We start from the raw sequence: 13,214 nt of genomic DNA, 5'->3' as shown, positions 1-13,214 counted from the left end.
ATCTTTGCCATTCAATGAGATTCGATGAAACGCAACATTAAATTAGACGCCACAGACAGGAAGATCCTTGAGATTTTGCAGAAAAATGCAAAAATCACCAATGCGCAGCTTTCACAGGAAATCGGCCTTTCTCCGGCTCCAACGCTGGAACGTGTCAAAAAGCTTGAAAATTCAGGTGTGATACAGAGTTATCATGCAAAACTTGACGCAAATAAGATTGGTCTGGGAGTGAGTACGTTCGTAATGGTGTCCTTAAAGGGGCATAACAAGGAGAATATTGAACGGTTTGTGAGCAGAATTGAATCAATTCCTGAGATTGTCGAATGTCATCATGTCACCGGCAGCGGCGATTTCATTTTGAAAATTGTGGCAGAAGATATTTCTTCCTACCAGATGCTGATGCTTGAAACAGTAAGCAACATTGATATCGTCGATAATATGCAATCGATGGTTATTCTTTCCACTTTCAAGGACAGCAAAGTAATGCCACTAAAATGAAAGACAACACTCCCATTCTTAATGATGAGCAGATTCGGCAGAAGATTCGCCGGATTGCCTATGAAATCTATGAAAATAATTATGGTGAGAAGGAGTTGGTTATGGCCGGAATTGTTGAGCAGGGATTTGAACTTGCAAAGCTAATTGCAGAAGCCCTGGAACATATTTCACCGATTCGGGTACGTCTTATTAAAGTCAACCTGGATAAATTCGCACCTACACAAAGTGAAATATCACTGGATTGCGATGAAAAGGAATTAAAAAACAAGTCTATTGTCCTTGTAGATGATGTGTTGAATACCGGAAGAACACTTGCTTACAGTTTAAAGCCATTTTTAAAGGTTAAGGTGAAAAGACTTGAAATTGCTGTTCTGGTTAACCGAAGTCACACACAGTTTCCGGTTTCCACCCAATACACCGGATATGAATTAGCCACCACCATCAATGAGCATGTAAAAGTGGAGTTAGGAAAACAAAAACTTTCAGTATTTCTTCAGTAATACTACAATGTTATCCTAAACCTTGCACGAAAGGTACATCTCATTTGAAATTCATAGATACTCAATTATCTTAAGGGTATACTAAAACAGGTTACGTGAAAGTTAGGGAAGAAGATCTTGGGGAGCGCATTGCTCGCCTTGAGCGTGAGAAAAGTGCCCTGAATGACAGATTAGTGCACTATGAAGCAGCAGCTTCCGGCGCCAGAGAAGGACTCTGGGACTGGGATTTGATCGATAATGTAGTCTTTGTGAGCAGTGCATGGAAGGAAATGCTGGGCATAAGGGCAAAAGAAACGGTCCCCAATAATCTTTGGGAATCATTGCTGCACCACGACGACAGGGAAAGGGCTATCGCAAATTTTAAAGATTTTATCCAAGGAAACGTGGACCACTACAACCAGGAATTCAGACTGAGACATCGAAATGGTGAATATCGATGGATCCTTTCCAAAGCGACTGCCATTCGTGACGCCGATGATAAGCTCATACGTGTGTCGGGATCACATAGAGACATTACAGAGCAAAAGAAGGCTGCCAGCGCGCTGGAACGCAGTGAGCGCAAATACCGGAACCTTTTCCAGAACTCACTTGTAGCCATGGGTACAATGCGACCCGACCTCACCGAAATCCTTGAGGGCAATGAAAAATTCTGGACTTTTCTGGAAGTTCCCGCGAACGATCGTGAAACTTTTCACTTTCGGGATGTGCTGGGTAAACGACAGCGGAAGGATCTGATCGAATTGCTCAAAACCGACGGTGCCGTCGAAAATGTTGAACTGCAGCTAAAACTGGCCAATGGTGAAGAACGATGGGTGCTAATTAATGCAGTGGTTTATCAGGAGGAGGAAACCGTTGACTTCGTGTTGAAGGATATCACCCAGACCAAGGAGAACCTCATAGAACTCCAAAAGGTAAATTTTGAACTGGATAGTTTCGTTTATCATGCTTCCCATGATTTACGTTCCCCTCTCCGGTCAATACTTGGGCTGATTGATCTTTACAGAATGGAGGACAGTGAGAAGCTTCGTGAGGAATGCATCGAAAAAATTCAACTGAGTGTCCGCCGACTCGATGATCTGGTAGTGGAACTCCTCAGTATTTCACGTAACGACAGGGTGAACGATCCCCATGAACCCATCAGTCTCATGCTGGAAATTAATAATAGCATAACCAGTTATTATAATGCTTCAGATACGAGTAACCTTGAAATTACAACCCAAATATTCCAGCCCATACCTTTCATATCCGATCCTACCAGGGTTCGGATCATACTGAATAACCTGATTTCCAATGCGATTAAATACCGCAGCTTCTATAAGGAAAAATCGACGATCGATATTTTCGCGGAGGTAACGCGTGAAAAGACCGTGATACGGATCAGTGACAATGGTGAAGGGATTGAATCGTCTAAGCTGCCGCATATTTTTGATATGTTTTACCGGGCAACGGAAAAGAGTGAAGGATCCGGCCTGGGACTATATATCGTAAAGAAAGTCGCAGACAAGCTGGAGGCAACCATCGATGTGGAGAGTATTGAACTCGATGGAACTACATTCACTGTGACCATTCCGAATTCCAAATAATTTGTAACTTAGGCACATGTCTGTGCATAAGTCTGAAATCAAGAAAGTTACCACACACCAGCTCCAGGAGATGAAGAATCGTGGTGAGAAAATTGCCATGCTTACGGCCTATGATTATTCAATGGCCAGAATTTTGGATGCTGCGCAAATTGATGTTTTGCTGGTAGGTGACTCGGCATCCAATGTGATGGCGGGAAATGAAACCACATTGCCTATTACGCTGGATCAAATGATCTATCATGCTACTTCAGTAGTGAAGGCCGTGAACAGAGCCTTTGTCGTGGTGGATATACCTTTCGGAAGTTATCAGGGGAATTCGTCGGAAGCACTTCGCTCAGCAATCCGAATCATGAAAGAATCCGGTGCCCATGCCGTAAAGGTTGAAGGGGGCAGGGAAATCAGGGAATCTGTTGCCAGAATCCTTACCGCCGGTGTTCCTGTGATGGGCCATCTCGGTCTTACTCCGCAGTCGATATATAAATTCGGTACGTATACTGTTCGGGCGAAGGAAGAGGAGGAGGCTGAAAAGCTCATTGAAGATGCTCGGCTTCTGGAAGAATGCGGATGTTTTTCGATTGTGCTGGAAAAAATTCCTTCCGAACTTGCCCGCCGGGTTGCCCAGGAAGTGAAGATTCCAATTATCGGGATTGGCGCCGGACCTGATGTTGACGGACAGGTACTTGTAATGCAGGATATGCTCGGAATTACCAAAGAATTCAAACCGAGGTTTTTACGCCGCTACGTCGACCTCGATACCATAATTTCAGGAGCAGTTACCGAATATATTCATGATGTAAAATCCGGTGGATTTCCTTCGGAAGATGAATCTTATTAACGGCATATTGAATAATCTGAAGGATCCGGTTCCCTTCCGAACCATACTACTGCATATTTTCCATACACTCCAACTCCAATAGCATTCCAGGTGACCTGCTCCCACTGGCCACTGTTGATGATCAGGGGGAGATGGGCCGGGCTCCTTATCCAGCCATCCAGACCCGCACGTGCTTTGGCACCTGATGAAGCGAAATAGGCAATTTCAAACCCTGCACCATCATATCCTGAAATCTCCTTCGGCTTGTTCCACATACACTCTGCTTGCTTATGGTCATTGGTATAGCAGCATGATGACCATTCGCCATTTTCCGACCATGAATGTGGGTTGCAACGGTTGTTTGATGAAAATTCATAATTATTTTCCAGATCCCGAACATGTGCCTGTGCCACTTTTGTGAGACGGGATGAATATGATATTTGAGGCAATCCCTGATCCTGCCTGTATTCATTGATCAGGGTAAGCAGGCGCGCTTCCTCTGCTGACAGGCAAATAGCCTGTTTATTTATCCCCGGTGGCTGTAAATACAGTATGAACAATATAAAAAGCAGGTATCTCATTATGCCGGAAACGGTCAATTTCAGAATATTATTGCCTAGTTAGCTCAGTTGCGCCGTTTTTCTTTCAGAAAGACTTCTAATTTAGTAAATTCGCATCCCGCGGTAAGGCGGTTTCATTTAAAGTAACCAATTAAAAAATGAGCGAACAAAAGATCACCATAGAGAACGGCGTACTTCGTGTACCGGATAATCCAATTATTCCCTTTATTGAAGGGGATGGCACGGGAGTTGATATCTGGCCTGCTGCCAAACTTGTACTTGATGCCGCCGTCGAAAAGGCTTTCGGCGGAAGTAAAAAGATTGCGTGGAAAGAAGTCCTTGCCGGAGAAAAATCTTTCAATGCCAGTGGTGAGTGGTTGCCAGAAGAAACACTCAATGCATTCCGTGAATATCTTGTAGGAATTAAAGGTCCGCTCACAACACCAGTGGGAGGAGGGATTCGTTCTCTTAATGTGGCCTTACGGCAGGAACTTGATCTTTATGCGTGCGTACGACCTGTTCGCTGGTTTGAGGGAACGCCGTCGCCCGTGAAGGAACCCTGGAAAACTGATATGGTTATATTCCGGGAAAATACGGAGGATATTTATGCGGGAATTGAGTTTCAGCAGGGAACAGCTGATTGTGATAAATTTGGAAAATTACTGGAAGAACAGTTTCCTGCCCGATATAAGAAAGTAAGATTTCCAAATTCTGCCGGATACGGCATTAAACCGGTTAGTCAGGAAGGAACCAGCCGCCTGGTTAAAAGTGCCATTGACTACGCCTTTGAACAGAAGAAACCGTCTGTAACACTTGTTCACAAGGGCAACATTATGAAATTTACCGAAGGTGCTTTCCGTGATTGGGGATATGAAGTAGCCCGTGAAGATTATGGTGCAACGGATTTTGAGGGAGGACCATGGCAGATCATTGAAAAAGACGGTCACCAGGTAATCATCAAGGATGTAATTGCGGATGCCTTCCTTCAGCAGATCCTGCTCCGTCCTTCGGAATACTCGGTTGTTGCTACACTCAACCTGAACGGAGATTATATTTCAGATGCCCTTGCAGCAATCGTTGGTGGTATTGGAATTGCTCCCGGTGCGAATATAAATTATATCAGTGGTCATGCCATTTTCGAGGCAACCCACGGTACGGCGCCAAAATATGCAGGACAGGATAAGGTGAATCCCGGATCGGTAATTCTTTCCGGAGCCATGATGCTTGAACATCTTGGATGGCAGAAAGCGGCCGACCTGATTTATGAAGGTCTTGGAAAAGCCATTGCATCCAAGCGTGTCACCTATGATTTTGAAAGACTTATGGAAGGAGCCACGTTGCTCAAGTGTTCTGAGTTTGGCGAGGAGATTGTGAGCAACATGTAATCATAATTGAACTATACATAATAAAAGAGCCCGTTCCTGATGAGCGGGCTCTTTTAATTTATCATGTTTTTAACCTCAGTGTTACTTGAATTCCTGCAACATTTTTATAGCTGCAATGGCAGCTTCATCACCCTTGTTTCCGTGTTTCCCGCCGGCACGGTCAAGTGCCTGCTGCTGGTTATCCGGTGTAAGTACCCCGAATATGACCGGTTTGTTGGAGGACAGGCCTACATTCGTAATTCCAATAGCGACTGCCTGGCAGATGAAGTCGAAATGACGGGTTTCACCTTGAATTACGCAGCCAAGACAGATAACTGCATCAATATCTTCTTTTTGCGCCATGAATTGAGCCCCGAGGGTTAGCTCAAAACTTCCCGGGACATTTTTACGCACAATGTTATCCCGCTGAATCCCATATTCACGCAATGTGCTTACCGCACCGGAGTACAATGCTTCCGTAACGGATTCGTTCCATTCAGACACGACGATCGCGATACGATAATTCTTTGTGTCTTCGGTCGTTTTTGCCCTGAATCCACTCAGGTTGTTTTGGGAACTTGCCATAGGAATAAAGTTAAAAAGAAAGGGATAAGTTACCTTACCCCTCTCTGCATTTTTATAGTTCTTAAATGATTAACTCACACCCTGAATTTTTGCCAGGTATTTTTTTGCTTCATTCACCTGGTCACTGTTAGGATAATCATTGATAATTTTTTCATAAGCCCCTGCTGCCTCAGTCTCATTGCCGGCTTTCTCAGCCGCGATGGCTGCCTGCATCCAGTACACGGGAGAAAATTCACTTGTGGGCTGGTGATTCGCAGCGCGCTTGTAGTACGTCAGGGCTTCGTCGAAATTACCCTGCTCCATTTGAATATCTCCAAGCAGACTGTAGGCTTTACTCTGAACGAGTAGATCGCTGCTCGAAAAATCTTCAAGGAACAGTTGTGCCGGCTTGTATTGACCTTTTTTCAGGTAAGATACACCAGCATAGTAATTGGCGAGGTTTGCTGCTTCAGTTCCGGAATATTCCTGAACAATGGCACTGAATCCCAGGTTGCTGCCATCACCGTCTAATGCCAAATCAAGACTGTCGCTTTCAAAATAATGAATTGCCTGGAACATCATGTTCTGCGCTTCTTCATTTCGGCTATCCTGGTAGTACTTCCAACCAAAAAAACCGGCAATAACCACAGCGATCAATGCGGCTACTCCAATAACGACACCGCGGTGGTCCTCAAGGAATTGTTCCGTTTTGGTAAGCTGATCCCTCAGCAACTCCGGATTCTCCAGGTATTCGGTCCCCGTGTGACTCTCTGCTTTCTTTTTACTCTTAACTGCCATCGATTACATTTTTAAGGCTGCAAAGCTAACAATAATATCCCAATATGAAAATACAGCCCGGCTTAATCCGTAGTGAAAGGATAATCCTCTTCAGCATACACATCGCGGAATGCTTCTGAAGGATCAGGGAAATCGGATTCTTCAGCAAATTTGACGCATTCCTGAACAGTTTCCTTGATCTTCTTTTCAATTTTCTCCAGGTCTTCCTCAGAAGCGAATTTATTATCGAGGATGGTTTTACGAACCTGCTCGATCGGATCCTTTGCCTTGTATTCCTCAACTTCTTCTTTAGTACGGTATTTCGCAGGGTCAGACATGGAATGTCCTTTGTACCTGTATGTCCTGAATTCGAGGAGTGATGGCCCTTCGCCCTTTCTGGCGCGTTCGGCTGCTTTTGCTACGGCTTCGTGAACGTCTTCCACCGACATGGCATCAACAGGCGCGGATGGCATGTCGTAGGATTCACCCAGTGTATATAGTTCAGTTACGTTGGATGTCCGCTTAACAGAAGTACCCATTGCATAACCGTTATTTTCAATTACAAAGATCACCGGCAGGCTCCACACCATCGCAAGGTTCAGTGCTTCGTGAAATGCACCCTGACGAACTGCTCCGTCGCCCATATAACAGATGCAAAGATTTCCGGTTTTATTATACTGTTCGGCAAAGGCTATCCCGGCGCCGAGCGGAATTTGTCCGCCAACTATACCGTGCCCTCCGAAGAAATGATTTTCTTTATCAAACATATGCATCGAGCCGCCCTTTCCTTTCGAGATGCCGGTTTCCTTCGCAAACAACTCGGCCATGATGGCTCTGGGGTCTGAACCCAACGCGATAGGGTGGGCATGGTCGCGGTAAGCGGTGATGTATTTATCACCCCTTCTCAGCGCAGAAACTGCACCAGCAGCGCAAGCTTCCTGACCGATGTATAAGTGACAGAATCCACGAATTTTTTGTTGCCCGTATAATTGACCTGCTTTTTCCTCAAAGCGTCGCATCAGGAGCATTTGTTCAAACCAGTTCAGATAGGTTTCTTTCGAGAATTTTGTTTTACCTGTAGATTTAGCAGCTGTCTTTCCTTTTGTTCTCGTTGCCATAATGTTAATTTTGATCCACTTGGGACTGCGAAATTAACCAAAAAAACTTAATGCACATTAGAAAACTACGTTTGTTTGATTTTAAGAACTACCATGAGGTAAACGTGGTTTTTTCACCCTATATCAACTGTATAACAGGATTGAACGGTTCGGGGAAGACGAATTTGATTGATGCGATTCATTACCTGGCGCTTACCAAGAGTGCGTTCAATACGATTGAAAAAGAAAATATCCGGCATGGCTCGCAGGCTTTTCTCATTCAGAGTGAATGGGAAATCGGGGGATCAGCACATCAGGTTGTTTGCAGTTATCAGGCCGGTCTTCCAAAGACGATCAGATACGACGGCAAGGATTATGAAAAGATAAGTGAGCATATCGGCCGTTTGCCGTTGGTACTCGTCACCCCTTATGATACCGATCTGATCCGGGGCGGCAGTGATGGAAGGCGAAGATTCTTCGACGGAATCCTTTGCCAGGCAAATGAAAGTTATCTCCGGGATCTCATTCGATATAATCATATTCTCCGGCAGAGAAATGCTTTGTTGAAGCAGTCGGGAGGTTATGCTCCGGATGCGGACCTGTTGAAATCATATACAGATCCGCTGATTTTGCTTGGAAGATCCATTTATGAAGAAAGACGTGATTTTCTCGAATCGTTCCTCACTGAATTCAGGAATTACTATGAACTGATCAGTGAAAACAGTGAGCAGGTGGACATCCGGTATAAATCCGACGGAGCGGAAGATCTTCAGAGCCTGTTTGAGCAATCTCTACGAAAGGATATCGCCCTGGAGCGAACGACGACGGGAATACACCGGGATGATTTCAGGTTTGTTATGGATGGTCATGCAATTCGTAAATACGGATCTCAGGGTCAGCAAAAATCATTTGTTCTTGCGCTTAAACTGGCTCAATTTGCGTATCTTTCAGAAGCCAGGGAAACTCCTCCCATTATATTGCTGGATGATATTTTCGATAAACTCGACCGGCAGCGGATTCTGCAATTGATGCACATACTTCAGGGTAAAGGAATGGGGCAGGTATTTATTACCGATGCCCGTGAAGAGCGGACGCGGGAATTGCTGGCAGAAACTGAGTTTCCATTAACATTTTACAAAGTAGAAAATGAATCGATTCATGAAATCAAATAAAGGACGCAAGTCGGAAGTCACCATGGTTTCAGATGCCATGGGTGATCTGTTACGAAGCTATAAGATTGAGGATAAATTCAATGAATCGAAACTGATTGCAGATTGGGAGCGAATCATGGGTAAAACGATTGCGAACCGGACCACACGCCTTTATATAAAGGACCGCAAATTGTTTGTGACTGTTAACAGTGCCCCTTTACGGCATGAACTTACTATGTCCCGGGATAAAATACTATCACGTCTCGAGGAAGAAGCCGGAAAAAAGATTGTGGATGAGATCATTATCCGATAAACCTGCAAGGTGTTAAGATTTTTTCAGGCTTTTTTTTAAAAAGTTTGAATAAAAGAAAAAAGCGTATAATTTTGCACTCTCTTTGAAAAAAGCTCAACAAATCCGGGGCTTGATTCAAGGGTCAGGTTCTTAAAAATATTGTTGAATTGGGGAGATTCCAGAGCGGTCAAATGGGACGGACTGTAAATCCGTTGCTTCGGCTTCGCAGGTTCGAATCCTGCTCTCCCCACTGGTGATGCCGGAATTTCCGGATAAACCAAATAAGCGGGAGTAGCTCAGTTGGTAGAGCGACAGCCTTCCAAGCTGTAGGTCGCGGGTTCGAGCCTCGTCTCCCGCTCACCCTATCGGGGCCTGTGTTGTCTCTGGGCAGGCATACAGGAATGCCGATGTAGCTCAGGGGTAGAGCGCTTCCTTGGTAAGGAAGAGGTCAGGGGTTCAATTCCCCTCATTGGCTCTTTGATCGGTTGGGACCGGTCATGCCGTTCGCGGCAGATAACTTCAGGATTTTTCCGGGATCAAAACCGGAGGCTTCCTGATTTCGCTGTACATACAGAAAAAAAGTAAAGAATACATTTTAAACTAAATTTAGGGATTTTCAAATATGGCTAAAGAAACTTTTGACCGTTCAAAACCCCACGTGAACATCGGTACTATCGGTCACGTTGACCATGGAAAAACTACCCTTACTGCGGCTATCTCCAAGGTACTGTCGGGCAAGGGTTTGGCTCAGGAACGCGACTTCTCATCTATCGATAACGCTCCAGAAGAGAAAGAGCGGGGTATTACAATTAACACTGCACACATTGAGTATGCAACTGAAAACCGTCACTATGCACACGTTGACTGTCCGGGTCACGCTGACTATGTAAAGAACATGGTAACTGGTGCTGCACAGATGGACGGAGCAATCATCGTGGTTGCTGCGACTGACGGGCCTATGCCGCAGACTCGTGAGCACATCCTCCTGTCTCGTCAGGTAGGTGTTCCTGCTCTTGTAGTATTTATGAATAAGGTAGACCTCGTGGATGATCCTGAACTGCTTGAACTAGTTGAGATGGAAATCCGTGAACTGCTTTCTGACTATGATTTCCCAGGTGATGATATTCCTGTTATTCAGGGATCTGCTCTTGGTGCATTGAATGGCGAGCCTCAGTGGGTTGAAAAAGTAGAAGAACTGATGAAGGCTGTGGATGAGTACATTCCGCTTCCTGAGCGTCTGATCGACAAAGATTTCCTTATGCCGGTTGAAGACGTTTTCTCAATCACAGGTCGTGGTACTGTTGCAACTGGTCGTATCGAGCGCGGTGTGATCAACAGCGGTGACCCTGTAGAAATCCTGGGTATGGGAGCTGAAAACCTGAAGTCTACTGTAACAGGTGTTGAAATGTTCCGTAAGATCCTCGACAGAGGTGAAGCCGGTGACAACGTAGGTCTGTTGCTTCGTGGTATTGAAAAATCTGATATCCGTCGTGGTATGGTTATCTGTAAGCCAGGTTCAGTAACTCCTCACGCTAAATTCAAAGCAGAGGTTTACGTTCTTTCAAAAGAAGAAGGTGGTCGTCACACTCCTTTCTTTAACAAATATCGTCCTCAGTTCTACTTCAGAACAACAGACGTGACTGGCGAGATCATGCTTGCCGAAGGAGTTGAGATGGTTATGCCTGGTGATAACGTTTCCGTAACAGTTGAGTTGATCAACAAAATTGCTATGGAAAAAGGTCTTCGCTTTGCGATCCGTGAAGGCGGTCGTACAGTAGGATCTGGTCAGGTTACTGAAATCCTCGACTAATCAATAAATTTTAAGCAAAAGCGTTTCTGATTTTTTCGGAAACGCTTTTGTTTTCTATAATCTTCACGTATCTTTGCAGACCATTTTGAGATGTGGTACACGGGCACATCTTTGAAAAGTGGATAACAACGGTTGGGATGCAGGGAAGTTCCCGTGTTAAATAACGGAAACGGGTGTAGCTCAATTGGTAGAGTAGCGGTCTCCAAAACCGTTGGCTGGGAGTTCGAGTCTCTCCACCCGTGCTAAAGTAAAGAAGGATGCAAAAAGTGGTTAAATATATTAAGGAGTCCTATCACGAGATGCGTGATAAGGTTTCATGGCCTAAATACAGTGAATTGCAAAGCAGTTCAATACTGGTATTGATTGCATCAATGATATTTTCGCTGGCGATCTTCCTCATGGACTATGTTTTCCAGAATGGCATGGAGTGGATTTACAGCTTTAATCAATAAAAGACGGACTGAACGATGGGTGATTTAAAATGGTATGTGATCAGGGTCGTCAGCGGTCAGGAAAAGAAAGTAAAATCTTACCTGGAAACAGAAGTGGAGCGCGAAGGACTGACGGATTTTATTCCACAGGTTCTGATTCCCTCTGAAAAGGTATATGAAATGCGGAATGGCAAGAAGCGTGTGCGGGAAAGAAACTTTTTCCCCGGCTATGTTCTGCTCTCTGCAGATCTCAGCAACGGAGAAGCGAATCACCTGGTGACAAGCATTCCCGGAGTTATTGGTTTCCTGGGCAACAATGGTACAGGTTCCTCGAAAGAGCCGGTTCCGCTGCGCCAATCTGAAGTGAACCGAATTCTTGGAAAGGTTGACGAGATCGATGAAATGGAAGAAAAACTGGAGACACCTTATATAGTGGGTGAATCAGTGAAAGTGATGGATGGTCCTTTCAGTGGATTTACAGGCGTGGTGGAAGAAGTTTTTGAAGAGCGTAAAAAGCTTAATGTAATGGTTAAGATCTTCGGGCGGAATACGCCTGTCGAACTGAATTACATGCAGGTAGAAAAATTAGACTAAGGCACAAGAATATAAAGAATAATGGCTAAGGAAATCAGTGGATACTTGAAATTACAGGTACGCGGAGGGCAGGCTAACCCGTCGCCTCCGGTAGGACCTGCACTGGGTAGTAAGGGACTCAATATTATGGAGTTCTGCAAGCAGTTTAATGCACGTACTCAGGACAAGCAAGGTCAGGTACTGCCTGTGCTGGTGACAATTTATACAGATAAGTCTTTTGAATTTGTCGTTAAAACACCTCCGGCACCAGTAATGATCCTGGAAGCAGCCAAGAAGAAAAAAGGATCACAGGAACCCAACCGTAATAAGGTAGGTAGCATCTCATGGGATCAGGTAAAAACGATCGCAGAGACAAAAATGCAAGACCTGAATGCCTTTAAAATTGAATCTGCCATGAAAATGGTGGCAGGAACGGCTCGTAGTATGGGTGTTCGAGTGACAGGAAAAGCTCCCTGGGAGCAAAATTAAGATAAGACAATGGGAAAACTGACTAAAAATCAAAAGATAGCCCGGGAGAAGGTTGATAACAATCGTGAGTATTCACTTACGGATGCAGCCAGCCTTTTGAAAGAAATCACCTACACAAAGTTTGATTCTTCTGTGGATATCGATATCCGTCTGGGAGTTGATCCTAAGAAAGCAGATCAGATGGTTCGTGGCGTGGTTACACTTCCGCACGGAACGGGAAAAGATCTGACTGTACTTGTACTTTGTACTCCTGACAAGGAAGAAGAAGCCAAGGAAGCGGGAGCTGATTACGTTGGACTGGATGATTATATCCAAAAAATTGAAAAAGGCTGGACAGATATTGATGTGATCATCACGATGCCTACAGTGATGGCCAAAGTGGGTCGCCTGGGTCGTGTTCTTGGTCCGCGCGGTCTGATGCCAAACCCCAAATCAGGAACTGTTACACTCGAAGTAGGTAAGGCAGTAAAAGAAATTAAGGCCGGTAAGATCGACTTCAAGGTTGATAAATTCGGTATCATCCATACCAGCATTGGGAAAACATCATTTACTCCCGAAAAAATTATGGATAACGTGCAGGAGATGCTTCAGACAGTTGCAAAACTGAAGCCTGCATCAGCGAAAGGGACATATTTCAGAAGCATTAATTTGTCTTCAACGATGAGCCCTTCCATTACAATTGATAAGAACTCTATCTCAGGAATAAAGTAA

The 13,214-nt window shown here is 44.7% G+C and carries 16 protein-coding genes and 4 tRNA genes; 16 read left to right on the top strand and 4 right to left on the bottom strand.

The window, feature by feature from the left end; all coding sequences use genetic code 11:
- The first annotated feature begins 24 nt into the window (after window positions 1-24).
- The 4 genes from LDX50_RS24780 to panB all read left to right on the top strand — a co-directional run bounded on the left by LDX50_RS24780 (window position 25) and on the right by panB (window position 3,416).
- Complete coding sequence (locus LDX50_RS24780; RefSeq protein ID WP_225698964.1) at window positions 25-498, top strand: Lrp/AsnC family transcriptional regulator; 474 nt, start codon at window positions 25-27, stop codon at window positions 496-498.
- The gene (locus LDX50_RS24775; protein ID WP_225698963.1) at window positions 495-998 is read left to right on the top strand and encodes a phosphoribosyltransferase family protein; all 504 of its coding nucleotides are present in this window, start codon (window positions 495-497) and stop codon (window positions 996-998) included. Before LDX50_RS24780 ends, LDX50_RS24775 begins: the two co-directional genes overlap by 4 nt.
- 95 nt (window positions 999-1,093) lie before the next feature.
- Window positions 1,094-2,581 carry a sensor histidine kinase gene (locus tag LDX50_RS24770; protein ID WP_225698962.1) on the top strand — a complete coding sequence of 496 codons (1,488 nt, stop codon included), beginning with the start codon at window positions 1,094-1,096 and terminating at the stop codon, window positions 2,579-2,581.
- Between the two features lie 16 nt (window positions 2,582-2,597).
- Complete coding sequence (gene panB / locus LDX50_RS24765) at window positions 2,598-3,416, top strand: 3-methyl-2-oxobutanoate hydroxymethyltransferase (RefSeq protein WP_225698961.1); 819 nt, start codon at window positions 2,598-2,600, stop codon at window positions 3,414-3,416.
- Here panB and LDX50_RS24760 read toward each other — a convergent pair.
- Window positions 3,413-3,976 carry a CAP domain-containing protein gene (locus LDX50_RS24760; protein ID WP_225698960.1) on the bottom strand — a complete coding sequence of 188 codons (564 nt, stop codon included), beginning with the start codon at window positions 3,974-3,976 and terminating at the stop codon, window positions 3,413-3,415. The genes panB and LDX50_RS24760 overlap by 4 nt on opposite strands.
- 137 nt (window positions 3,977-4,113) lie before the next feature.
- Here LDX50_RS24760 and icd point away from each other — a divergent pair, with 137 nt between their 5' ends.
- Window positions 4,114-5,340 carry an NADP-dependent isocitrate dehydrogenase gene (icd, locus tag LDX50_RS24755; RefSeq protein WP_225698959.1) on the top strand — a complete coding sequence of 409 codons (1,227 nt, stop codon included), beginning with the start codon at window positions 4,114-4,116 and terminating at the stop codon, window positions 5,338-5,340.
- Between the two features lie 81 nt (window positions 5,341-5,421).
- On the opposite strand, the gene ribH is transcribed toward icd, so the two are convergent.
- From ribH to pdhA, 3 genes are all read right to left on the bottom strand, one after another.
- Window positions 5,422-5,904, bottom strand: a complete 483-nt coding sequence (ribH, locus tag LDX50_RS24750; RefSeq protein ID WP_225698958.1) for a 6,7-dimethyl-8-ribityllumazine synthase — start codon at window positions 5,902-5,904, stop codon at window positions 5,422-5,424.
- A gap of 69 nt (window positions 5,905-5,973) precedes the next feature.
- Complete coding sequence (locus LDX50_RS24745) at window positions 5,974-6,681, bottom strand: tetratricopeptide repeat protein (RefSeq protein ID WP_225698957.1); 708 nt, start codon at window positions 6,679-6,681, stop codon at window positions 5,974-5,976.
- Window positions 6,682-6,743: 62 nt separating this feature from the next.
- Window positions 6,744-7,778 (bottom strand): pyruvate dehydrogenase (acetyl-transferring) E1 component subunit alpha, encoded by a 1,035-nt coding sequence (gene pdhA, locus LDX50_RS24740; RefSeq protein ID WP_225698956.1) that lies wholly within the window; start codon window positions 7,776-7,778, stop codon window positions 6,744-6,746.
- Between the two features lie 50 nt (window positions 7,779-7,828).
- On the opposite strand from pdhA, the gene recF reads away from it, so the two are divergent.
- The 11 genes from recF to rplA all read left to right on the top strand — a co-directional run bounded on the left by recF (window position 7,829) and on the right by rplA (window position 13,214).
- Window positions 7,829-8,929, top strand: coding sequence for a DNA replication/repair protein RecF (gene recF / locus LDX50_RS24735; protein WP_225698955.1), 1,101 nt, complete (start codon window positions 7,829-7,831; stop codon window positions 8,927-8,929).
- Window positions 8,916-9,221 (top strand): DciA family protein, encoded by a 306-nt coding sequence (locus LDX50_RS24730; protein ID WP_225698954.1) that lies wholly within the window; start codon window positions 8,916-8,918, stop codon window positions 9,219-9,221. The genes recF and LDX50_RS24730 overlap by 14 nt, the downstream gene beginning before the upstream one ends.
- 148 nt (window positions 9,222-9,369) lie before the next feature.
- Window positions 9,370-9,450 (top strand) — tRNA-Tyr (locus LDX50_RS24725).
- A gap of 35 nt (window positions 9,451-9,485) precedes the next feature.
- Window positions 9,486-9,558, top strand: a tRNA-Gly gene (locus LDX50_RS24720).
- A gap of 45 nt (window positions 9,559-9,603) precedes the next feature.
- Window positions 9,604-9,675, top strand: a tRNA-Thr gene (locus LDX50_RS24715).
- 147 nt (window positions 9,676-9,822) lie between these two features.
- Complete coding sequence (gene tuf / locus LDX50_RS24710) at window positions 9,823-11,010, top strand: elongation factor Tu (RefSeq protein ID WP_225698953.1); 1,188 nt, start codon at window positions 9,823-9,825, stop codon at window positions 11,008-11,010.
- 169 nt (window positions 11,011-11,179) lie between these two features.
- Window positions 11,180-11,252, top strand: a tRNA-Trp gene (locus LDX50_RS24705).
- 15 nt (window positions 11,253-11,267) lie between these two features.
- A complete protein-coding gene (gene secE / locus LDX50_RS24700) occupies window positions 11,268-11,462 on the top strand; it encodes a preprotein translocase subunit SecE (protein WP_225698952.1) in 195 nt (64 codons plus the stop codon).
- Between the two features lie 15 nt (window positions 11,463-11,477).
- On the top strand, window positions 11,478-12,035 hold the full coding sequence (gene nusG, locus LDX50_RS24695; protein ID WP_225698951.1) for a transcription termination/antitermination protein NusG: 558 nt from the start codon (window positions 11,478-11,480) through the stop codon (window positions 12,033-12,035).
- Window positions 12,036-12,056: 21 nt separating this feature from the next.
- Window positions 12,057-12,503 (top strand): 50S ribosomal protein L11, encoded by a 447-nt coding sequence (gene rplK / locus LDX50_RS24690; protein ID WP_225698950.1) that lies wholly within the window; start codon window positions 12,057-12,059, stop codon window positions 12,501-12,503.
- Between the two features lie 9 nt (window positions 12,504-12,512).
- Entirely contained in the window at window positions 12,513-13,214 is a 702-nt protein-coding gene (rplA, locus tag LDX50_RS24685) for a 50S ribosomal protein L1 (protein ID WP_225698949.1), read from the top strand.

It is taken from the genome of Fulvivirga sedimenti, from assembly GCF_020328055.1.
This window is presented reverse-complemented; position numbering and strand designations above follow the sequence as displayed.